General features: G+C 68.1%; 22 protein-coding genes. 7 read left to right on the forward strand and 15 right to left on the reverse strand.

What is annotated here, in order from left to right:
* Positions 1-148: 148 nt before the first annotated feature.
* Positions 149-844 carry a HisA/HisF-related TIM barrel protein gene (locus tag SI859A1_RS16695; RefSeq protein ID WP_009210871.1) on the reverse strand — a complete coding sequence of 232 codons (696 nt, stop codon included), beginning with the start codon at positions 842-844 and terminating at the stop codon, positions 149-151.
* Positions 845-917: 73 nt separating this feature from the next.
* On the opposite strand from SI859A1_RS16695, the gene SI859A1_RS16700 reads away from it, so the two are divergent.
* On the forward strand, positions 918-1,946 hold the full coding sequence (locus tag SI859A1_RS16700; RefSeq protein ID WP_040325940.1) for a hydantoinase/oxoprolinase family protein: 1,029 nt from the start codon (positions 918-920) through the stop codon (positions 1,944-1,946).
* Positions 1,947-2,014: 68 nt separating this feature from the next.
* Here SI859A1_RS16700 and SI859A1_RS16705 read toward each other — a convergent pair whose 3' ends face one another.
* The 8 genes from SI859A1_RS16705 to SI859A1_RS16740 all read right to left on the reverse strand — a co-directional run bounded on the left by SI859A1_RS16705 (position 2,015) and on the right by SI859A1_RS16740 (position 10,368).
* Entirely contained in the window at positions 2,015-4,252 is a 2,238-nt protein-coding gene (locus SI859A1_RS16705; RefSeq protein WP_009210873.1) for a xanthine dehydrogenase family protein molybdopterin-binding subunit, read from the reverse strand.
* A complete protein-coding gene (locus SI859A1_RS16710; RefSeq protein WP_009210874.1) occupies positions 4,249-5,223 on the reverse strand; it encodes an FAD binding domain-containing protein in 975 nt (324 codons plus the stop codon). The genes SI859A1_RS16705 and SI859A1_RS16710 overlap by 4 nt, the downstream gene beginning before the upstream one ends.
* A complete protein-coding gene (locus SI859A1_RS16715; protein ID WP_420804771.1) occupies positions 5,220-5,774 on the reverse strand; it encodes a 2Fe-2S iron-sulfur cluster-binding protein in 555 nt (184 codons plus the stop codon). The genes SI859A1_RS16710 and SI859A1_RS16715 overlap by 4 nt, the downstream gene beginning before the upstream one ends.
* A 122-nt stretch (positions 5,775-5,896) precedes the next feature.
* The gene (locus tag SI859A1_RS16720; protein ID WP_009210876.1) at positions 5,897-6,472 is read right to left on the reverse strand and encodes a DUF447 domain-containing protein; all 576 of its coding nucleotides are present in this window, start codon (positions 6,470-6,472) and stop codon (positions 5,897-5,899) included.
* A 34-nt stretch (positions 6,473-6,506) separates the two neighbouring features.
* Positions 6,507-7,913, reverse strand: a complete 1,407-nt coding sequence (locus SI859A1_RS16725) for a DUF6513 domain-containing protein (protein ID WP_009210877.1) — start codon at positions 7,911-7,913, stop codon at positions 6,507-6,509.
* A gap of 91 nt (positions 7,914-8,004) precedes the next feature.
* Complete coding sequence (locus SI859A1_RS16730; protein WP_040325942.1) at positions 8,005-8,652, reverse strand: amino acid kinase family protein; 648 nt, start codon at positions 8,650-8,652, stop codon at positions 8,005-8,007.
* 100 nt (positions 8,653-8,752) lie between these two features.
* Complete coding sequence (locus tag SI859A1_RS16735; protein WP_009210879.1) at positions 8,753-9,817, reverse strand: (5-formylfuran-3-yl)methyl phosphate synthase; 1,065 nt, start codon at positions 9,815-9,817, stop codon at positions 8,753-8,755.
* On the reverse strand, positions 9,814-10,368 hold the full coding sequence (locus SI859A1_RS16740) for a DUF3280 domain-containing protein (protein ID WP_244401050.1): 555 nt from the start codon (positions 10,366-10,368) through the stop codon (positions 9,814-9,816). The genes SI859A1_RS16735 and SI859A1_RS16740 overlap by 4 nt, the downstream gene beginning before the upstream one ends.
* Positions 10,369-10,502: 134 nt before the next feature.
* Here SI859A1_RS16740 and SI859A1_RS16745 point away from each other — a divergent pair, with 134 nt between their 5' ends.
* From SI859A1_RS16745 to SI859A1_RS21880, 4 genes are all read left to right on the forward strand, one after another.
* Complete coding sequence (locus SI859A1_RS16745) at positions 10,503-11,756, forward strand: lanthanide ABC transporter ABC transporter substrate-binding protein PedA1 (protein WP_148233879.1); 1,254 nt, start codon at positions 10,503-10,505, stop codon at positions 11,754-11,756.
* Positions 11,757-11,885: 129 nt separating this feature from the next.
* Entirely contained in the window at positions 11,886-13,250 is a 1,365-nt protein-coding gene (locus tag SI859A1_RS16750; RefSeq protein ID WP_009210882.1) for a sensor histidine kinase, read from the forward strand.
* The gene (locus tag SI859A1_RS16755; protein WP_009210883.1) at positions 13,247-13,876 is read left to right on the forward strand and encodes a response regulator transcription factor; all 630 of its coding nucleotides are present in this window, start codon (positions 13,247-13,249) and stop codon (positions 13,874-13,876) included. The genes SI859A1_RS16750 and SI859A1_RS16755 overlap by 4 nt, the downstream gene beginning before the upstream one ends.
* Positions 13,877-13,972: 96 nt before the next feature.
* A complete protein-coding gene (locus tag SI859A1_RS21880; protein WP_192847177.1) occupies positions 13,973-14,149 on the forward strand; it encodes a hypothetical protein in 177 nt (58 codons plus the stop codon).
* A gap of 36 nt (positions 14,150-14,185) precedes the next feature.
* On the opposite strand, the gene SI859A1_RS16760 is transcribed toward SI859A1_RS21880, so the two are convergent.
* The 4 genes from SI859A1_RS16760 to SI859A1_RS16775 form a co-directional block, all read right to left on the reverse strand.
* Complete coding sequence (locus SI859A1_RS16760; protein WP_081451423.1) at positions 14,186-14,788, reverse strand: rhodanese-like domain-containing protein; 603 nt, start codon at positions 14,786-14,788, stop codon at positions 14,186-14,188.
* A 17-nt stretch (positions 14,789-14,805) separates the two neighbouring features.
* Entirely contained in the window at positions 14,806-15,768 is a 963-nt protein-coding gene (locus tag SI859A1_RS16765) for a substrate-binding domain-containing protein (RefSeq protein ID WP_009210885.1), read from the reverse strand.
* A gap of 3 nt (positions 15,769-15,771) precedes the next feature.
* On the reverse strand, positions 15,772-16,506 hold the full coding sequence (locus tag SI859A1_RS16770) for a c-type cytochrome (protein ID WP_148233880.1): 735 nt from the start codon (positions 16,504-16,506) through the stop codon (positions 15,772-15,774).
* A 180-nt stretch (positions 16,507-16,686) separates the two neighbouring features.
* Positions 16,687-18,534, reverse strand: a complete 1,848-nt coding sequence (locus SI859A1_RS16775) for a methanol/ethanol family PQQ-dependent dehydrogenase (RefSeq protein WP_009210887.1) — start codon at positions 18,532-18,534, stop codon at positions 16,687-16,689.
* 663 nt (positions 18,535-19,197) lie between these two features.
* Between SI859A1_RS16775 and SI859A1_RS16780 the strand changes: the two genes are divergently transcribed.
* Together SI859A1_RS16780 and SI859A1_RS16785 are read left to right on the forward strand one after the other, a co-directional pair.
* Positions 19,198-20,151, forward strand: a complete 954-nt coding sequence (locus SI859A1_RS16780; protein WP_081451424.1) for a quinoprotein relay system zinc metallohydrolase 2 — start codon at positions 19,198-19,200, stop codon at positions 20,149-20,151.
* Positions 20,152-20,272: 121 nt separating this feature from the next.
* The gene (locus SI859A1_RS16785; RefSeq protein ID WP_081451425.1) at positions 20,273-21,163 is read left to right on the forward strand and encodes a quinoprotein dehydrogenase-associated SoxYZ-like carrier; all 891 of its coding nucleotides are present in this window, start codon (positions 20,273-20,275) and stop codon (positions 21,161-21,163) included.
* A gap of 76 nt (positions 21,164-21,239) precedes the next feature.
* Here the strand turns inward: SI859A1_RS16785 and SI859A1_RS16790 are convergent, their stop codons facing one another.
* Complete coding sequence (locus SI859A1_RS16790; RefSeq protein WP_244401175.1) at positions 21,240-21,542, reverse strand: hypothetical protein; 303 nt, start codon at positions 21,540-21,542, stop codon at positions 21,240-21,242.
* Positions 21,543-21,825: 283 nt separating this feature from the next.
* Positions 21,826-21,987: a hypothetical protein gene (locus tag SI859A1_RS21885; protein WP_085931402.1), complete on the reverse strand. Its 162-nt coding sequence runs from the start codon at positions 21,985-21,987 to the stop codon at positions 21,826-21,828.
* Positions 21,988-22,005: the final 18 nt, after the last annotated feature.

The raw sequence follows: 22,005 nt of genomic DNA on the forward strand, positions 1-22,005 counted from the left end.
CTCCGGCGATTGGCCGCCAAGTTCGGTTTCCAATAGGAAACCTGTTCCCGCGGGAACGAGGACGACAGACGGAAAAGGGGCCCTTGCGGCCCCTTTTTTCTTGCGCGTTCGACCAAGCGAAGACGCGCCGGCCGCAGCGTTGCCGAGATCAAAGGAAGCGCTGCAGATCCGCCGGGGCCAGCCGGCCGTCATGCAGGGCCGTCGACACCAGCGCACCTGTGATCCCTGCCTCTGCCAGTGCGGTGACATCGTCCGCGCCGCGCACGCCGCCGGCCGCAAAGATCGCCCGATCCCCGGCCCGCGCCGCCACGCTCGCCAGCCGCTCCAGATCCGGACCAGCGCCGCTGCCCACCCGCGCCAAGGTCATGACGATCAGGCGCCGCGGCCAGAGCGAAGCCTCCGTCAGAAGCTCCACCGGACCGAGAAAGTCGTCGCCGCGAAAGTCCAGCGACAGCACCGCCCGGGGCTCGCCAGCAAGGTCGCGGGCAACGCCGGTGCCCTCGATCGATTCGGTGCCGACCACCGCCACGTGTCGAGGCTGGGCCAGAACGCGCTGCGCATCTTCGGTGGTGTGGACGCCGCCGTCGATCCAGATCTCCGTCGTCGGAAACGCCGTCCCCAGCCGCGCGATGGTCGCGTCGTTGGCTGGCCGCCCCTCGATGGCGTCGAGATCGGCGATGTAGAGGCTGCGGAACGGCGCCAGCGCCATCAGTCCCCGCGCCACGGCCACCGGATCGGCGCCTTCCGCAAGCGGCGTCTCGATCGGCCGGTAGTTGGCGCGATCCCCCATGACGCCGCGCACGACGCGGCCGTCCTTGATGTCGAGTACCGGGATGATCTGCATGGGGCCCTCGGCTCGCGCCGCCGCGCTGTTCGGTGGTATAGGATGCCCCGTATCAGAAACGAGCGGACATGGCATGACGAGAACGCTGGGTTGGGACGTCGGTGGCGCGCATCTGAAGGCGGTACTGGCGGAGGGAGAGCATGTCCTCAAGGTCTGGCAGGAGCCGAGCCCGATCTGGCAGGGGCTGGAGCACCTGGATCTCGCGCTGACGACCATACTGGAGGGTATGCCGGAGGTGGACCGGCACGCCGTGACGATGACCGGCGAATTGTCGGACGTCTTCGAATCGCGCCGCGACGGCGTCGCGCAGCTGACGCGGATCTTTGCCGAGCGACTGAGCGGCGACGTCCTGATCTATGCCGGCGCGTCCGGCTTTCTCGCTGCCGGTGACGCCCGCGGCCATGCCGACGCCATCGCTTCGGCGAACTGGCATGCGAGCGCGGCGCTGGCCGCGACCGCCATCGAGGAAGCCCTGTTCCTCGATATGGGTTCGACGACGACCGACATCGTACCGCTCGCCGGCGGCACGGCCAAGGCACGCGGCTTCACCGACCGGCAGCGGCTGGTGGAGGGCGAACTGGTCTATCAGGGCTACACCCGCACGGCGTTGATGGCGGTGGAGAACCGCGTTCCCTTCGCCGGGCGCTCGATCCCGGTGATGAACGAGTTCTTCGCGACCATGGCCGACGTCCAGCGCATCGTCGGCACGCTCGACGAGGCCGATGACCTGCACCCGGCCGCCGATGGTCACGAGAAGACGCTGGAAGCCTCGCGCCGGCGCCTGGCGCGGATGGTCGGCATGGATGCCGCCGATGCTGGCGACGGCGCCTGGGAATGGCTGGCCCATGCATTTGCCGAAGCGCAGGTCCGCCATGTCCACGACGCGGCCTTGCAGGTGCTGTCGCGCGAGGACGTTTCGGACGACGCGCCCGTGGTCGTCGCAGGCGCCGGCCGGCCGGTGCTGCGCCGCCTCGCCGCGCGGCTCGACCGGGGCGTCGTCGACTTCTCCGACCTGTTCGACTGCCCCGGCGAAATGCGCGACGCGGTCTGCCGCGCCGCACCTGCCGCGGCACTGGCACTGCTGGCGGCCAAGCAGGCGTAGCGCCCCACACGAAAAAGGGGCCGGCGCGACGCCGACCCCTGTCTTTCTCTATTCCGCCTTCGCGCGGCCTATGCGGCCGCGTCGATCTCCGGCGACATACCGGCGAGCACCTTGTCCAGCGTCATTGGATAGTCGCGGACGCGGGCGCCGCAGGCATTGTAGATGGCGTTGGTCACTGCCGCGCCGACGCCGGCCAGCGCCAGTTCACCGATGCCCTTGCCGGCCAGCGGGCTGGCATGGGGATCGCGCTCGGGCAGCAGCACGACATCGAGCTGCGGCACGTCGGCATTCACCGGCACGTGGTATTCGGCGAGGTCGTGGTTCACCAGAAGGCCGGTTCGCTCGTCGGTGACAAGCTCCTCGGTCAGGGCCGAGCCGATACCCCAGATCTGGCCGCCATAGCACTGCGACGTCGCCGTCTTCTCGTTGAGAATCCGGCCCGCCGCGGCCACGGTCAGCAGGCGCCGCACCCGCGTTTCGCCGGTCACAGCATTGACCGCGACCTCGCAGAAATGCGCCCCGTAGCTCGCCTGATTGTAGTTCTGCGACGTCTCGCCCGGCTTGATGGTGCCGAGCTTCATCAGGCTCTTGCCGTCGAGGATCTCGGTGAACGGCACCTGCCGGTTGTTGGCAATGGCGTGGCCGTCCTTCAGGGTCAGCCCGTCGGGCTCGACGCCGAGACGCTGGGCGATCTCCCCGATCAGCGCCTCGCAGGCGACATAGACCGACGAGCCGGCGCTGTTGGCGCCCCAGGAGCCGCCCGAACCGGACGATGACGGCAGCGAGGTATCACCCAGCTCGACATCGATGCGGTCCAGCGGCAGGCCCAGCATCTCGCCGGCGATCTGCTGCAGGATCGTGTAGGTGCCGGTGCCGATATCGGTCATGGCGGTGCGCACGACCGCCCGGCCGTCCGGCGTCATCTCCACCTCGGCCGAGGACTTCATCAGCGAGTTGGCGCGCGAGGCCGAGGCCATGCCGTAGCCGATCAGCCATTCGCCCTCGCAGACGCTGCCCGGCTTGGCCGGACGCTTGTCCCAGCCAAAGCGGTGGGCGCCTTCCTCGTAGCATTCCACCAGCTTGCGCGAGGAGAAGGGCAAATCATCCTGCGGGGCGACCTCCGGCTCGTTCAGCTTGCGGAACTCCACCGGATCAAGACCGAGCTTCTCGGCCATCTCGTCCATGGCGTTTTCCAGCGCCAACATGCCGACGGCCTCGCCCGGCGCGCGCACGGCCGAGGTCATCAGGACGTCGGTCTCGGACAGCCGGTGGGTGACCTTCCGGTCCTTGCCGGCGTAGAGGAACACGCTGGATACGCCGGCCGGCTCGAAGAAGCCGTTGCCGGGCGAATTGGCAGCAAAGGTCTCGTGGGCGAAGGCGGTGATGTGGCCGTCCCTGGTCGTGCCGATGCGAATGCGCTGGATCGTCTCGGACCGCCGCGACGTCGTCTGGAAGACGTGCGGCCGGCTGAGCGCCAGCTTGACCGGACGTCCGGCCGCGCGGGCGGCGAGCGCCGACAGCACCGCATCCGGGCCGATGCCGAGCTTGGAGCCGAAACCTCCACCGATATAGGGGCTGAGCAGTCGGACATTCTCGACCGGCACGCCGACGCCGTTGGCGATCTGCTGGACGTTGGTTTCCAGCAGCTGGCAGGACGACCAGACGGTCAGCTTGTCGCCGTCCCACTTCGCCACGCTCGCATGGGGCTCCATGGCGGAGGAATGGTGGCTAGGCGTCGTGTAGGTCTGGTCGAACTGGATTTCGGCCTTGGCAAACGCCGTCTCGAAATCGCCGCGCTCCGTGTCGGCCGGCATCACGCCCTGGTCCGAGGCGCGGCCCTGATCCTTGACCTGCTCGAGAGAATAGCGACCGCCGCTCGCCGGAGCGTACTCGACCTGGACCAGCTTGGCGCCATGACGCGCCGCCTCGAAGCTCGTGGCCACGACGACCGCGACCGGCTGGCCGTAATGGAAGACCTCGCCGTCGATCGTCTGGGCGGCCGGCGCCATTGGCTGCGAGGAGGCCCGCAGGATCTTGTCGCCGTCGACCACGGCGAGAACGCCCGGCGCCGAGAGCGCCTTCGAGCCGTCGACCTTGACGATCTTGCCCTTGCCGATGCTGGCGGTGACGAGGAAGCCGTAGGCCACGTTCTTGTCGTCGGCGAGATATTCATAGGCGTAGGTCGCCTTGCCGGAGACCTTCAGCGGGCCTTCGTAGCGATCGACGGGCTTGCCGATGACGCCCTGCGTCTCGCGGTCGAGCCGCGTTTCGCCGATCTCCTTGTCCATGACATGGGTGTTCATCATGCGTCTCCCTTCGTCGCCTCGGCCAGCACGGCGGACAGCGTGCGGCGCGCCAGCGGGATCTTGAAGTCATTGCCGCCCTGCCCCCTGGCATCCTTCAAAAGGATGTCGGCGGCCTTGGCGAAGAGGTCCTTCGACGGCGCCTGGCCGATCAGTGCAGCCTCGACGGCCTCGTCGCGCCACGGCATGTGGGCGAGCCCACCGAAGGCGAGACGCGCCGCCGAGATCGTGCCGTTCTCGACGGTGATCACGGCCGCGACCGAAACGAGCGCGAAGGCGTAGGACGCACGGTCGCGGACCTTGCGGTAGACATGCACGCCGCCGGCGGGCCTGGGCAGGCGCACCGCGGTGATCAGCTCGCCGGGCTCCAGGTTGGTCTCGATCTCGGGCGTGTCGCCCGGCAGGCGGTAGAGGCCGTCGAAATCGAGCTCGCGGGTCGAGCCGTCCGGCAGCACCGTCTCGACCATGGCGCCAAGGGCGCGCATGGCGACCGCCATGTCGGAGGGGTGGGTGGCGATGCACTTCTCGCTGGCGCCGAGGATGGCGTGGATGCGGTTGAAGCCGCCGATGGCGCCGCAGCCGGAGCCCGGCTCGCGCTTGTTGCAGGGCGCCGTGGTGTCATAGAAATAATAGCAACGGGTGCGCTGCAGGAGATTGCCGCCGGTGGACGCCTTGTTGCGGAGCTGGCCCGAGGCGCCGGCGAGCAGCGCCCGCGACAGCACGGCGTAGTCGCGGCGGATGCGCGGATCGGCGGCCAGATCGGCATTGGTGACCAGCGCGCCGATGCGCAGGCCGCCGTCCTCGGTCTCCTCGATGTCCTTCAGCGGCAGCCGGGTGATGTCGACGAGCCGGTCCGGCGCCTCGACTTCCAGCTTCATCAGGTCGAGCAGATTGGTGCCGCCGGCGATGAAACGGCCGGCCAGCTGACCGGCTTCGGCGACCTCGGAAACGCGGGAATATTCGAACGGCTTCATGCCGGGCCTCCCGAGTTGTTCTTGGTGCTGGCGGTGCGGATCGCGTCGACGATGTTCGGATAGGCCGAGCAGCGGCAGATGTTGCCGCTCATGCGCTCGGAAATCTCGGCGTCGGTCAGCTCGACCTGGCCATCGAGCTTGTCGGTGACATGGCTCGGCCAACCATCCCTGACCTCGCCCAGCATGCCGGTGGCCGACATGATCTGGCCCGGCGTGCAATAGCCGCACTGGTAGCCGTCATGATGCAGGAAGCTCTCCTGCATGGTGTCGAGATTGCCGGGCTCGCCCAGGCCCTCGATGGTGGTGACGTCGTCGCCCTCGTGCATGATGGCGAGGGTCAGGCAGGAATTGATCCGCCGGCCGTTGACGAGCACGGTGCAGGCGCCGCACTGGCCGTGGTCACAGCCCTTCTTGGTGCCGGTCATGGCAAGGTGGTCGCGCAGCGCGTCGAGCAGCGACGTCCGCACGTCGGCCTCGAGCTGATGCTCGGTTCCGTTGATGGTCAGATTGATCAAGGTGAAGGTCCCTTCGCTTCGCCCCGCCTGCGCGATCCCGGCCGCTGCAGGTTGGAATGGTTCGAAATCGAGAAGGGAACGACGCGAGAGGCGAATTGGTTCGCCGCCGCGACAGTCTGTTCAGTCGGAGCACTTAGCCACGACGCGAAGGGCAAGGCTCAGGCGGTCGGCTCGACCTCGGCCAGATGGGCGATGACCTTCTCCAGAAGCCAGTACCAGGCCTGCTCCTCGTCGGGGCCTGCCGTCTTGTCGATGGCGATCTTCAGATAGGCGATCTCGTCCTCGATCTTCTCGGTCGGCAACATCTTGAGCCGGCTGACGAGAATGGCGGCTTCCAGCACCGCCGCCTTGGCGCGGTTCATGCCAAGGAACGGGCGGTGCTGGCCCGAAGAGGCAACGCGGCAGTGGAAGTGCGGACGGATGTCGTCGCCGGTCACGGAGACGACTTCGAGCACGTCGTGGCTGAGGGCGGCGTCCAGCCGCGGCACGGCGCAGCCCTCCACCGGCGCCAGCGGCCAGTCGCGCCGGCCGGTCAGGCAGCCGGCGAAGATCTTCGCCTCGTCGGTGTAGTTGACGATGGCGACGCCCGTCGCCTCGATATTGGCAAGGGTCGTCGAGGGCCGGAACGGCGCGATCACCCAGCCGTCACCGTCTTGGATGATGCCGAGCGGCGCGATATGCACCACGCCGTCGGCCGAGGCCGTGGTCAGGATCGTCTCGCGGATATAGGGCATCGTCGGTCTCTCGCGGATTGTCTCTATCGGCCCGTCAGCCGGACGGGGTCTGCTTCTTCGCCTTCAGCGTGTGGCCGGCTTCCTCCAGCCGGGTGCGGTCTTCCTCGCGCCGCGGCGCGGCAACGCCGAAGTCGAGCGGCGTGTCCTGCGCATAGCGCTTGCCGAGCCGCCAGGCGATTTCGGCCTTCTGCAGTTCCGCGCCCAGATAGAAGGCGTGGCCCGTGTCGCCCGCGACCTCCAGTTCGGGGAAGAACTCGAAGGCGTCGGTCGCAGTGACATGGGTGTCGCGATTATAGAGATGGACGCCATCGACCGCCGTCTCGATGCGGTAATTGCGGTCGCGGATCGTCGCCGCCTGCTCGGCCAGTTCCTCAGGCGTCGCGGCATGGGGCTTCACGTCGTGGACCTGCAGCAGCGCGCCGGAATAGCCGCGCGGCAGAGCGCCGTCGGCGCGGGCGGCGAACATCATGCGCCGCGCCGCATCGTGCTCCTCGACCGTGCGCCGCGTATGCGGGCTGACATGCACGACCAGGAGGTTGCGGATCGCCAGTTCCGAACAGATGCCGAGCAATGTCGCGGTGATGCCGGAGGTATCGGCGTCGGTCAGCTCGGTGAGATTGCCCGTCCCCATCAGGATCTCGACATCGGGATGGGCTTCGCGCAGCCGGTGGTAGCGGACCAGCGAAGCGGCGAAGCCGAAATGGATCGGGTCGAGGATCGGATCGGCGATGAAGACGATGCCCATCTCGCGGGCGCGCGCGACGGCGCGTTCCAGCGAGTCGAAATCGTGGGGCCTCGCCGGCACCAGGATCGGCACCGCCTCGCCTTCGCGGGCAATGTCGAGGGTCTCTTCGGTGAGGCTCAGCAGGAAGTCGGCGCCGGCACGCGTGCCTCGGGCCAGTTCGTCGGGATTGGCGGAATCGACGCTCACCCGGTGGCCGGCCGCCTTCAGCGCGCGAACGGCCGCCTCCAGATGATCGAAGGGCGTGTCGGGCAGGCAGCCGAGATCGATCACGTCCGCCCCGGCCGCACGCATCGCCTCGGCGCGCCCGACGATGTCCTCGACGGTCAGCGCCGAGGCATCGACGATCTCGGCGAAGATCCTCATGTCGTGGCGCGACAGATCCGGCGGTGTGCCCTTGCGGCCGAGAAAGGCCGGCAGGTCGGCCAGTTCGTCCGGACCGCGCTGGAACGGCACGCCGAAGCTCTCCGACAGGCGATCGAGATCGGCGCGGCAGCGCCCCGGCAGGATCACCCTGTCGGCCGCGACGGGCCGGGCAAGGCGACGCTCGATGATGTCGCCGGTGGCCAGCGCCGCGACCTTCACGCCGATATCGGCAATCGCCCAGTCGAAATCGGTCTCGCCGAGCCCCGTCAGCACGCGTTCGAGCCGCGGACGCGCCAGATGACCGGTAAGAAAGAGCAGGGTTTCCTTCGCCATGGCCGGTTATGTCGGCCAATGCGGGAGCGATGGGAAGCGCCGAAGCAATGCATGCGACGCAGATGCCATGGATCGTGACATGGGCGTCGTCTCAGGCCGGGGTCGAGGCGGCCGGCGCCGGCATCGGCTGGCGCAGGATCCGACGTCCGGGGATCGTCCCCTCGCCAAGATTGATACCGGCCGTCGACAGGTCGGCGGGACCGGCGACATACAAATCCGTCGCCTCGCCCAGGACCCGCGAAAATGCTTCGTCGACGATCTCGGCGCCGGCCAGGGCCGCCAGGGTGGAATCGTCCGGCAGGTCGATCTGCTTGATCAGGAAGAGCCGCGCGCCGGGGATATGATCCGCGAGCCAGGCGGCGAGACTGTCGGAGGTCACGGACCAATCCCGGTCGATCTCCGGCGCCGCCAGCGCCATCTGCCGCGGCATCCAGACCGGGATGTCGCCGCGCTCCAGCGCCGCCGCGATGCCGGCATCGTCGCTCGCCCGCACCAGACGGCTGCCGAGGCCGACCAGCGCCAGGCCGAACTGCTCCATGGCTAGAATCGCCATCTCGTGGGCGGTCGCGTCGTTGAAGCCGATCCGCGGCTGGTAGCGCCGCACCGCCTCGGCGAAGGGACCGCCGCCCGGCACGATCACCACCGGCATCCGGGTCGCCTCGATCGCCTTCAGCCAGCGCAAAAGATCGGGCGTGGTCGCATAGCTGCCTCCGAACTTCACGACCAGGATGTTGTCCACGAAGCTGCCCCTTGCAACGCTCTGCCATTCACGTGGCCACCGTGTCACGGCCAGCCCAGCCATGCCACCCGCCCCGCGAGATTCTTGGATCGGCCCCGGTTCAGCGTCCGCCGGCGCGGCGGCGCGTCAGTTCGATGCCGACGGCCTCGGGCCCAAGTTCGAGCTTTTCGACCCGAACCGTCACCTCGCGGATGCGGGCGTCGGCCAGCACCGTTTCGGCCAGTTCCACCGCCAGCGTCTCGACCAGATCGGTGTGGCCGCGGGCGGCGAGCGCCCGGATGGCGTCGAGGATCAGATCGTAGGAATAGATGTCGGCCATCGAGCGCGCATCGGCGCCGATCGGGGCGATCTCGGCCTCGACCGAGAAGCGCACCTTCTGGGTCCGGCCGCGCTCATGGTCATAGGCGCCGATCTCCATCGGCACGGTGAAATCGCGCACCAGGATGCGATCGCCGCGCCCGGCGACGGGCTCGACGCCATGATCGCTTGCCTCGCTTGCCGGCAACAGCGCGCGGATCGTGCGCACGGCGGCAATATCCACCGGCGCGTCGCGGGCGCCCGTCGTCAGCGCGCCGCGAAAGCCGAGATAGTCCGGCCGCAGGACGGCAAGGCGCGGCACGTCCGGCGGCTCCAGCGATCCGGCCAGTCCGCTCATCAGGCCAAGGTCGCGCGCATGTCGCACGAAGTCGCCCAGCGCGGTCATCGACAGATGCGCCATCAGGCGGCCGCTCGACTTGCCGATCGTGTCGATCATCGCACCCCTGAAGCCAGCCTCCGCCAGCACCGGCAGCAGGCTGAAATCCGGGTCGCCATCGGCGAAGAACACCGCGATGAGCCCGGTGCGGTTCGCCAGCGGCCGCAGCGCCTCGATCACCGCGAGGCGCGCGTCGCGACTGGCCGGAAACAGCCCGATCTTGACGAAGTCGGCAGCGACACGCGCTTCGACCGCCTCGCGCACCACGTCCGGCAGCACGGGCAGGTCGCCGGCGACGGCCGACACCGGCCTGCGGCCGCCGACCATGTCCATGGTCTCGGCAAGGACCTGCGGGGAGACAGCGCCGAGCGCACCCTTTGCCGGATCCTTCAGATCGACAAGATCGGCGCCGCCCTCAAGGACGATCCCGGCTTCGTGCGGCCCGGTGACGCTCGCCAGAAGCTTGATCAACGCGCGGCCTCGAACTGCGTCTCCAGGACGTTCTCCCAGAGGTAATCGATGCCGCGCTGCCAGCTCTGGTCGGTGTTGGAGCGGATGTCGGCGCTGCCGCGGGCAATCGCCTCGCCGGTCTCGGCATCGAAGGCATAGGCGTTGATGTTGAGGATCAGGTTGGAGACCTTCTGCACGGTGCCGGTGACGGCGATGTCGGCGCCGATCTCGCGGGCGAAGGTCTGGCTGCAATTCCCGCAACTCTGCAAATACTGCTTCTCCGCCCGTTCGCGTACCGGCGCGATGTCGACGACGCTGTAGCCGGGCAGTGCCGCGACCGCCTCGCGCAGGTCCGGTGCCAGGCGGTCCAGCCGGGCCTGCTCGTCGGCGTTCTTGCCCATCATCGAGCCTTCGAGGCTGGAATCGATCAGTTCGAAGTCGAAGATGGCGACGGTCCTGTCGGCGGCTGCGGCGGGCAGCGCCAGCGCCAGCGCCAGAAGGACGGCGACAACGGGAAAAACTCTGCCTTGCCTTGGCGCGCGGCCTTGGGGAAACAATGGTAGGACGAACACTCTCGCTTCTCCGTGGAACGCGATGCCCACCGCGCTGGCGCTAGAACTAACGCCCTGAGCCCGTGGAGCAAACGATTTTCGCGGGGGTGCGCGGGAGGCGGGTGGGAGCCCGCCGGGGGAATGGGAGGCAGATCATGTCGAAGACGGCGATGGCACGCGCGCTGACGGGGGCCGCGGCCCTGATGCTGGTGATGGCCGGCGCGGGACAGGCGCAGGAGCCGGCTGCCGAGCCGGCAACCCAGGCGGCTCCCCCGGCAACCGAAGCCGCCCAGACCGTCAAGCTCGGCTATCTCAGGACCTGGGAGCCGACCCTCGCCCTCTCGGTGCTCAACATTCCGCCGGAGGATATCGGCGTCGCCGGCGCCGAGGTGGGGATCGCCGACAACAACACGACCGGCTCCTTCATGGGCCAGAACTTCACCATGGACGTGGTGACGCTGAAGCCGGGCGAGGACGTGGCCGCGGCGACCCGGACCATGCTGGAGGCCGGCATCCACTACATCGTCACCGACCTGTCCGGTCCCGACACGCTGGCAGTGGCCGAACTGGCGGCCACGGCCGATGCGCTGGTCTTGAACGCCGGCGCCACGGACGACAGCCTGCGCGGCGCGGACTGCCGCGCCAACATGCTGCACACCGCCCCCTCGCGAGCCATGCTGACCGACGGTCTGGCGCAATATCTGATGTGGAAGCAGTGGCGCGAATGGGCGCTGGTGGCCGGCGAACATCCCGACGACCAGAAATTCGCCGACGCGCTGAAACGTTCGGCCACCAAGTTCGGCGGCAAGATCGTCGCCGAGAAGCTGTTCGAGGACAAGGGCGGTGCCCGGGCGACCGATTCCGGCCAGGCGCTGGTGCAGCGCCAGATCCCGGTCTTCCTGCAGGATCTTCCCGATCACGACGTGCTGCTGGTCGCCGACGAAAGCGAGGTGTTCGGCAGCTATGTGCCCTGGCGCAACTGGATTCCCCGTCCCGTCGCCGGCACGGCGGGCCTGACACCCGGCTCCTGGCATCCGGCCGCCGAGCAATGGGGCGGCGCGCAGATCCAGAACCGCTTCGTGGACGCCGCCGGCCGGCGGATGGAATCCAAGGACATGCAGGCCTGGACCGCGGTGCGGGTCATCGGCGAAGCCGCCTCGCGCACCCAGTCGGTCGATCCGGCGACGATCGACGCCTACATCAAGAGCCCCGACTTCACCGTCGCCGCCTTCAAGGGCCAGCGCCTGACCTTCCGCGACTGGGACTGGCAGCTGCGCCAGCCGGTGCTGCTCGGCACCGAGGCGTCGGTTGTCTCGTCGTCACCGCAGGAGGGCTTCCTGCATCAGGTCTCCGAACTCGACACGCTGGGCATCGACGAGCCGGAGACGGCCTGCGATTTCGGCGGCTAGCGCGACGGATCATCGGCGCGGCCGCCCTTGACGGGCGACCACGCCAGCGCGTCTGAATGAACGCGATCCGGGCCGCGGGCGGCACAGCCGCCGGGGCCCGCCTTCCCGTCACCGCAACGATCGGCCGCCTTGTCCCTGAAAGCCCGCCTTGCCGCCACGCTCACCGCCGCCTTCCTCGCCATCCTGGTGATCGGCGGCCTTCTGGGCTTTCGGCAGGCCTCGTCCAACATCGAAGCCGAGCTGACCGCGGCGCGCACCGTCGCCTCCAACCGGGTCGCCCAGCTGATCGCGGAACTGCCCGCCTCCCGCGACACGCAGGGCGAGCTGGCCAGCTTCGTGCGCGCCTTCAACGGCGATCGCCATGTCCAGATGATGCTGATCGATGCCACCGGTGCCGTGCGCGCCGCCTCGCAGCCCGCCGAGGCCTATGGCGGCCTTCCCGAATGGTTCGTCGATTTTCTGGCGCCGCCGCCCTCGACCATCATCATGCCGCTGTCGGGCAGCGCGCTGCCGATGACGGCGGCGGTCGTCTCCATCGACCCGCGCAACGAACTGGCCAGCAGCTGGATGGACCTTGCCACCAGCCTCGCCATCCTGATCGCGTTTCTCCTCATCGCCTTCGCCGCGATCTGGATCGTCGCCGACCGGGCCCTGCGTCCCCTCGCCGACATCCAGGCGGCCTTCGCCCGGATCGGCGGCGGCGACTACGATATCGCCCTCGCTCCCGCCGACCCGCCGGAGATGCGGGCCCTGGCCGCCGGCTGCAACGACATGGCCAGGCGGCTCGACGAGATTTCGGCGCGCAACCGCCGGCTCTCCGAGCAATTGCTGCTTCTGCAGGACGAGGAGCGCGCCGAACTCGCGCGCGATCTGCATGACGAGATCGGTCCGCTGCTCTTCGTCATCGACGTCGATGCCTCGGCGATCCGCCGGGCGTCGGCCAAGCTTGCGGGCGGCGAGACGATCGCGTCGCGCGCCGAGGACATCAAGTCGGCCGCTCATCGCGCCCGCCAGGAAGTGCGCCGCATCCTCACAGATCTGCGCCCCGGCCTGATGCCTGGCCTCGGCCTCAAGGCGTCGATCGAGGATATCGTCGCCGACCTGTCCCGCCGCCATCCCGACATCGCCATCACCGCGGCGCTGGAAGACGGCGACTGGGGTGGCACTTTGGAGGTCCTGGTGCTGCGCGCAGTGCGCGAAGCGGTCCACAATGCGCTTCGCCATGGCCATCCGAGCCGCATTGCCATCCGGCTCGAGACCCGCGCACGACGACTGGAATTTTCCGTCGTGGACGATGGCGGCGGCCTGCCCGCGACGGGCACGGCCGGCGGCTTCGGGCTGATCGGCATGCGCGAGCGGGTCGAGGCGGTCGGCGGGCGTCTCGACATCGCGCAGGTGCCCCTGCCGCCGGGCGTCCGGCTCGAAGGCTGGGTGCCGCTGCCGGGCGGAACCGGCCCCCATATCGACGGCGACGACAGGCAGGAGACGTCATGAAGATACTGATCGTCGACGATCATACGGTGGTGCGGGACGGCGTCCGGCGCCTCGTGGAAACGCTGGAGGTCAGCGAGATCGGCGAGGCCGAGACCCCGTCCGAGGCGCTGGCGGAGTTCCGCCGCCTGCGGCCCGACGTCGTCGTCCTCGACATCAATCTGAAGAACGGCAGCGGTCTCGACGTCCTGCGCCGGCTGCGCGCCGACGATCCCAAGGCCCGGATCGTCGTGTTCTCCATGTATTCCGACATCGTCTATGCCGCCTCGGCGCGGCGCGAAGGCGCGCTCGGCTACGTCGCCAAGAGCGCGCCGTCGGACGAACTGGTCGAGGCGATCGAGATGGCGCTGAAGAACGAGCCCTATGTCGACAGCGAGACGGCGGCGCTGATGGCGACCCATGCGGGCCGCGGCGCCGGCCCCGACGACCTGACACGGCGCGAATTGCAGATCCTGCACATGCTGGGCGAGGGCAAGAGCCTGACCGAGATCGCCGAGGGGCTGGGCGTCGCCTACAAGACGATCGCCAACACATCGACGCGGATCAAGGAGAAGCTCGGCGTCGAGCGGACCTCCGATCTCGTTCGCTTCGCCATCGAGACCAAGGGTGGGCGGATGCTCAACCGCTGACCGGCGGACGCGAAATGCCGGCGACAGCTTGACGCATCGGAACGTGCGGGGCAGTCCTTGGACCGGCCCCTTGCCGCAGCCGAAGAAGGAACCGCCATGCCGCTCCTGCTGATCGTCCTGATCGCCATCCTGATTGCCCAGATCGGTTTCTGGGACACGTTCGGCGCGCTTCTCGGCGCGGCGGCGATGCTGGTCCTGTTCGTGCTGGTCGCGATCGTCGCGGCGGGCGTCGCCGGCTACATCTTCGTGCGCAGGACCCGCCGGCGCTTCTGACCGGCCGCTAGACCCGGCGGGCAACCGCTTGCGACGCTACTCGTCCGGTCGCGGCTCCGGCTGGTTGGCGGCCAGATCGTTGCCCGCCTCGGCCCAGCCCTGAACGCCGTCGGGATACCAGTAAACGGCCTCATAGCCGGCGCGGATCGCACGCTTGGCGGCGTTGTAGCTCATCCAGCAATCGCGATCGCAATAGATGACGAGCGGGCGGGTCTTGTCGCGCCCGGTCGCCGTGGCGAGGCCGTCGAGAAGATAGGCCTCCATTGCCGGCGTCAGCGCGCCATAGCCGGTATCCACCAGCCAGAGCGAGCCCGGAATGTCGTTGCGGGGGCGTTCGCGCCACAAGGTGCCTGCCGGCAGGTCCGGCCGTGGCGGACGGGGCAGCACATCGATGAAGGCGACCCCCTCGCCATGCAGTCGCTCGGCCGTCTCGGTATCGATGACGGTGCCGCCGACAAGGGTCGCGGGCACCGGTGCCCGATAGGCTTCGGTGCGGTAGTCTTCGGGCTCCGGGACCGCGACGCCGTCCACTGCCGCCGTTTGCGCTTGGGCGGCAGAGCCACCCGGACCGTGGCCCGAGAGGACCACACCGCCGACCGCCAGCACAAGCCAGGCCAGCGCCGGGATGATCCGCCGCATGGCCGGGCCTGGGCGGGTCACCCCTTCGGCTCGGGGTTGGCCGCGGTGTCCGTCGCGTCAGCGGGAGCCGTCACGCCGGCAGCCTGCGCCTTCTGCGGCAGCGGCAGGTCCTGGGCGGTCTTGCCGGATTGCGACAGGATCGGCTGATCCGCCTCGTCGAGCAGCGGCACGCCATAGGCCAGCAGGATCTCGTTGATCTCGCCCTGATAGTCGCGGATCGCCCGGTTGAGCGTGCGCTTCCATTCCTGGTCGGAGGCCCGCACGCCCATGGTGATGCGATAGGCCAGGGCCGGGCCCGGACCTTCGGCCACCAGCGGCACGACGGTATAGTCGGCATCGGCGCGCTTGGCATAATAGCCGGCCATCGGGCCCCAGAGCACGGCCGCGTCGATGTCGCCGGTGCCGAGATCGTCGATCATCGCCTTGGCGGAATTGTCGACCCGCGTGTCGATCATCAGTTGGTAGGGCTTGGCCCGGCCGATCAGCCCGGCGCGGGCCAGATAGGTGGCCGGCGGCGTGCCGGCGACGATGCCGATCCGCTTGTCCTTGAGCTTGGGGTCGGCGGTCGTCGTGACCCCCGCGAGGTCGCCGCTCTTCGGATAGACCAGCGCGTAGGAGGTGCGGTAATAGGCGTTGGTGTTCTGGACGAGCTCGTCACCCTGCGGGTAGCTGATGATCACGTCGCAGAGATTGGACCCAAGCGTCATCCGCACGAAGCCGGTGGCCTGCGGGAAGTAGGAATAGCTCACGGACTCGCGGTCGAGCTTGTCGGCCAGAAGCTCGGCGATCGCCTGCTCCATGCCCTGTTCGGCCTGGTTGGAGAAGGGCATGTTGTTCGGGTCGGCGCAGACCCGCAGGACGTTCGGATCGACGAGTTCGATCTCGCCACCGAACTCGCGATCCTGCGCCACCGCCGGAAACGACATCGCGAGCGCCAGAACGCTCGCGATGCCGGCAGATGTCCTCGACACTGCTGTCATGCCTTAAAATCCCAGACAGTCGTACTCTTCCTGCTGGGCCTCCTTGTTGTTGGCGATCCGCTTGGGCTCGCCCCGCTCGATGGTGCCGTCGGCGCGGCCCCGCAGGTAGATGTAGATCGAGTCCAGCGAGCACATCACGTTGGGATCCTCGCCCCATGCCGGCATGATGGAGTTGCCGGCGCTCCATTTGTTCTGCTGGCCGCCGACGACGATGCCGGCATAATCGTAATAGGTCAGGTCCTGCAGGGACTCCGTCAGATTGGGGGCGAAGGACGAGCCCATGCCATCCGGGCCGTGGCACTGCATGCAATTGGCCATGTATTTCTTGTAGCCGCGCCAAGCGTACCAATCGACCTTGCCGTCGGGTGCGACGACATAGGTCGGGTTGCCGGCCGGATCGGCATTCTTGCCGAGATCGCCTTCCGTCGGCGCATTGCCTTCGGTGGCCGTATCCTTGGACGGATGGGCGTCGGGCTTCATGTGCTCGGCGGATGCCATTTCGGCATCGCCGCTGGCCGGGGCCGTCTCGGCGGCAGCCGCCTCGGGGGCCTTGTCGGCGGCGGCGGGCGCGGCCGTTGCGGTCGCCGCGGCGGCACCGCCTGTCTCCGCGGCCGGCGCTGCTGCGGCAGGCGCCGCTTCGCCAGCGGGAACGACCGTGGTGCCACTGTCCTGCGCGATGGCCAGGGTGCTGGCCGACAGGAGGGCGGCGCCCATGATCGCGATCAACTTGCTGTTCATTCAAGGCCTCATGTTGACAACCGGGCCACTCAAGCGGCCCGAGCTTCGGACGATGCGCGCGGATGTCGCGCACCCTCCCCTCCCAAAAGCGAAGGCCCGAGGTCGAGGTCGATGCCTGACGACGGGCCCTCCAGTCATGCGGAGGGCCCCGCCCTGTTCAGAGCGAGGCCCCTTGTCAGCTTACTTGCTCGCGGTCTGGTCCGGGACGGTGAAGACCGTCAGCTGACCACCGAGCGCGGTGTACTTGGACAGGGCCGCATAGCCGCCGACCGCGCCGAGACCGGCGTTGGGATCGGTGAGGCCCGCCGCCAGGCCGATGCCGGCCCAGCCACCAATGCCGGACAGGATGCCGACATACTGCTTGCCGTCGTTCTCGTAGGTCATCACGTTCCCGATGATGCCCGACGGGGTCTTGAACTTGTAAAGTTCCTCGCCCGTCTGCGCGTTCACCGCCTTCAGGTAACCCTCGAGCGTGCCGTAGAAGACGATGTCGCCCGCGGTCGCCAGAGCGCCGGACCACACCGAGAACTGCTCGGGCAGCGACCAGACGATCTCACCCTTGCCGGCGTCCCAGGCGATGAAGTTGCCCATGCCGCCATGGCTGTTCGGCGCCGGGTACATCGACAGGGTCGCCCCGACGTAAGGCTGTCCGGCGGTGTAGGCCACGCGGAACGGCTCGTAGTCCATGCAGACATGGTTGGTCGGCACGTAGAACAGCTTGGTCTCCGGCGAATAGGCCGCCGGCTGCTGGTCCTTGGTGCCGAGCGCGGCCGGGCAGATGCCGGTCGAGTTCACGTCTTCGCCGTTCTGCTCGGTCGAGTATTCGGCGACCACCTGCGGACGGCCGTACTGATCGGACTCCTTGTCCATGACGACTTCCGTCGCCCAGTTGACGGCCGGGTCGTACTTCTTGGCCACCAGCAGCTCGCCGGTCTCGCGGTCGAGGGTGTAGGCGAAGCCGTTGCGGTCGAAGTGGACGAGCGCCTTGCGCTCGGAACCGTCGACGTCGATGTCCGCGAGGATCATCTCGTTGACGCCGTCGAAGTCCCACTCGTCATGCGGGGTCATCTGGTAGACCCACTTGGCCATGCCGGTGTCGGCATCGCGGGCCATGATGGTCATCGACCATTTGTTGTCGCCCGGGCGCTGGGCCGGGTTCCAGGTCGAGGGGTTGCCGGTGCCGTAGTAGATCAGGTTCAGGTCCGGATCATAGGCGAACCAGCCCCAGGTGGTGCCGCCGCCGATCTGCCACTGGTCGCCTTCCCAGCTGTTGAGCGAGGAATCGGCGCCCACCGGCTCGCCGAGAGCCGTGGTCTTCTCGGGATCGAACAGCATCTCGTCGTCCGGACCGGTCGAATAGGCACGCCATGCCTGGGTGCCGTCGGAGAGATTGTAGGCGGTCACGGAACCGCGTACGCCGAACTCGCCACCGGAAATGCCGATCAGCACCTTGTCCTTGAAGACCATCGGCGCGGCCGTGCCGGTCTCGCCCTTCGACGCGTCGCCGTTCTGGACGGACCAGACCTGCTCGCCGGTCTTGGCGTCAAGCGCCACCACGGTGGTATCGGCCTGATGGAGGATGACCAGGTCCTTGCCGCCGTCACCCTGCGCCGGCGCATAGGCGACGCCGCGGTTGACGGTGTCGCAGCACATCACCGGAATGACGTTGGGATCCTGCTTCGGCTCATACTTCCACATGATCGAGCCGTCGTCGGACAGATCGAGGGCATAGACCATGTTGGGGAACGGGGTGTGGACATACATCGTGTCGCCGACGACCAGCGGGTTGCCCTCGTGACCGCGCAGCACGCCGGTCGAGAAGGTCCAGGCCGGGACCATGTCGCCGACATTGTCCTTGTTGATCTTGTCGAGCGTCGAATAGCGCTGGTTGGCGTAGTTGCCGGTCGGCATGACCCACTGCGCGGCATCGCCCTGCAGTTCCTGCAGTTTATCGTTGGCGGAGGCGGTGCCCCCGATACCAACGAGCAGGCTGGATGCAAGTGCAGCCTTCGTGATGAGCTTCAACATTCACTGTCCTCCCAAGGAACTGTGCCGGCGACGGCTGGCGGCAGGATTGCCGACATACGTCGAACCATCGGTAGCGTCGGGGGAAGGTTTCCGGCAGCGTGTCACGACCGCCAATAGGGGTCTTGGTGGGCACCGTTGATCAACGCCCTACCGTGGCCTTCGAGATTCGCAGCGCTCCCAACACTGCGACCTTGAAGCCGGAAACCATGGAAGGATGCTAGTTCGGGAAATTTTCCTGCGCAAGCGCCGAATGCCACTTTTCCTGTGTGCGCCGCAGCATTTCCTGGGTGCATTGCAGTGAAGGCGCTGCGATCATCTCGCCACTCGACCGACAAGCCAACGAAATACCGATATCTTGACGCCTTATACTGTCCGGGACGGCGAAAGTCGCGACGAGGCGCCGCAGGGCCGCCGGGATGTTCTGCAATCCGATCGGGGATTGACGTTCCATCCCGGCAGCAATTCACGCTTGATACTAAAGTGGCAGGACTGCCAATGGTCGAAACGCTGGAATCATCTCGCTCGGCGCTGCGATCAACGGCGCATGGGCACGGTTTATCGTTGGGCGCGGCCACCGAGCCGCCAGGCGGAGACCGCCGCGTCACGTCCAGTTGAAGCGGCGTCACACTTGCCCTGTGGCATGGGCGCGTGCCTGATACCGGGATGACTTGTACCCTGACTTCCGCCCTGCGCCGGCTGCCGACCACGTTCCTTGCCTGGATGCTGTGCCTTGGTGCGGCCCTGCCCGCCGCCGGCGAATCGGCACCCGGCTTCAAGGAGATCGCGCCGGGCATCCATGTGCGGGCCGGGCTCGTCGCCGAAACCACGCCGGACAATCACGGCGCCATCGCCAATCTCGGCTTCATCGTCGGCGCGGATTCCGTTGCGATGATCGACAGCGGCGGCAGCGTTGCCGATGGCGAGGCCGCGCTGGCGGCCATCCGCGCCGTGACCGACAAGCCGGTCCGCTATCTGATCAATACGCACATGCATCCCGACCATGTGTTCGGAAACCAGGTGTTCGCCGCAACCGGCGCGACGATCGTCGGCCACGCCAAGCTGCCGGCCGCGCTCGGGGCACGCGCCGAGCACTACAAATTGTCGATGCGCGAACAGCTCGGCCCCGAAGCGGCGGAGGCGGTCACTGTCACCCTGCCCGACGAGACGGTGGCCGGCACGCGCCGCCTCGATCTCGGCGGACGCGTCCTCGAACTGCGCGCCTGGCCGACGGCCCATACGGACAACGACCTGACCGTCTTCGACGAACAGACCGCCACGCTGTTTGCCGGTGATCTGGTGTTCATGGCGCATGTGCCGGTGCTGGATGGCTCGCTGAAGGGCTGGCTCGCCCGGATCGCCGACCTTCGGGACCTGCCCGCCGAGCGGGTGGTGCCCGGCCATGGCCCCGCCAGCGCGCCGTGGCCGCAGGCACTCGATGCCGAGACCGCCTATCTCGAGGCCCTGGCCGCCGACCTGCGCGCCGCCATCGCCGCCGGCGTGCCACTGGCCGAGGCGGTGGAGTCGGCGGGCGCGGGCGCGGCCGACCGATGGAAGGTGTTCGACGCCTTCAACGCCCGCAACGCCACCGCCGGCTTTGCCGAGCTCGAATGGGAGTGACGGCGCCCGGCGGGCGCTGATCGTCAAGTGTTGATCGGTGCTGGCCTTGCCGTTGGGACCACCGACAGTCAGATTGACCGCAGGCGAACGGGCACTCGCAGGATATAACCGGGAGGTTCTCATGCCGAAGGCTCTATTCGGAGCGTTGCCGCATCCGACATCCGCGACCAGAGCAGGCCGCGCGGCCCGGCTCGGCGGCGTCGTGACGCTCGGACTGGCCGCGGCCTTCGGCGCCCTTTCCGCCGGCAGCACTGCATGGGCGGCATCGCCGGAAGAGATCGCGGCAGCGGCAGATTCGGCCTGGCCGGGCCTGAAGGGTGACCTCTTCGGCGACCGCGAACTGGTCGAGGGCAGTGACGCGATCACGCTGGAGGCGCCGGCCCGGGCGACCGACCCGGCCATCGTGCCGGTCAAGCTGACTCTCGATCCGGCCCGCGACATCCGCCGCGTCACCCTCGTCATCGACGAAAATCCCGCCCCGGTGGCGGCGACCTTCGAGATCGCGCCAGGCGCCGGCCTGACCGAGCTGTCCACCCGCGTGCGGGTGAATGCCTATACCGACATCCACGCCGTGGCCGAGGCGGCGGACGGCACGCTCTATGTAACGAAGCAGTTCGTGAAGGCGGCGGGCGGCTGTGCGGCGCCGGCGGCCAAGGACCCGGAAGTCGCGGCCCGCCAGATGGGCCAGATGAAGCTGCGGCAGTTCGCGGCGGCCGAGGACGCAACAGACACGGCCCGCCACGAGGCGCAGCTGATGATCCGCCACCCGAACAATTCCGGACTGCAGAAGGATCAGGTGACGCTGCTCTACATCCCGGCGCATTTCGTGTCGGAGCTGGCCGTCACCCATGGCGGCGAGCCGCTGTTCTCGATGACCGGCGGCATCTCGATCTCGGAAGATCCGAGCTTCCGCTTCGACTATGCGGGCGATCCGGCGCTGCCGTTCCACGCCAAGGCCACCGATACCGAGGGCAATGTCTTCGAGCAGACTTTCACCGCCGGCCAGTCCTGATCGCGGCCTGATCCCGGCGCCTGGCGCGCCGGTCCTTCCGGACCGCCTGCCCAACGGGTGAAGGCAGGCCTCGCCGTCAGTTGAAGCAGCGGATCTCGGCTTCGGCCTGAGCCCGGCGCAGGTCGGCGACCGTCGCCTTGGCGTCGGCGCTGGAGCGGAACAGCACGCCCTTCTCGCCGGTGACCTGTCCCATCGACAGATAGGTCGAGGCGTCGACATAGCGCTGATAGGGCAGCAGCGTCGCGACCACATCGAAGGAGCAGGAACACTGTTCCAGCGCCGTGCGGGTGTTGCCGTTGCTCGACATGCAGCCGAACACGTAGTCGGCCGTAGCGGTCGTCGGATAATCGGCAGTGGCGGCATTCGGCACGCTACCCATCACCGGCACCCTGGCGGAACCGGCTTCGCCAACGACCATGTCCTGCGGCTGCGGCGACTGCGCGGCGGCCGGCAGGGGCGCAAATGCGATCAGGCCAGCGGCGGCAGCCGCCTTTGCCAGCCCTCGCGTCACAGCGTTCCGTCGTCCCATCATCGTTCCTCCCGATTGCCATGTCTCTGTTTGTCGGCCGGCGATCCGCTTCCGTCTGCGCGGTGCTGCGTCATGCGGTGACGGCCCCTCCCGGTCGCCATAGCGAGCCCGGCGTCGCAGCACTGCCGCCGCGCTAGAAATGCCGCCCGATCGTATTGCCGAAGCCGGCCCCGATCGCGATCCCGACGGCGATGCCGAGCGCCACATTGTCCAGGACGAAGGCGCCCAGCAGCGCCCCCAATCCGGTTCCGATTGCGGCACCGAAAGCGATGCCGCCATAGCGATTGTCCGTCATGGCATGTCTCCTTCGCGC

This window comes from Aurantimonas manganoxydans SI85-9A1 (assembly GCF_000153465.1).
Lineage (GTDB): Bacteria > Pseudomonadota > Alphaproteobacteria > Rhizobiales > Rhizobiaceae > Aurantimonas > Aurantimonas manganoxydans.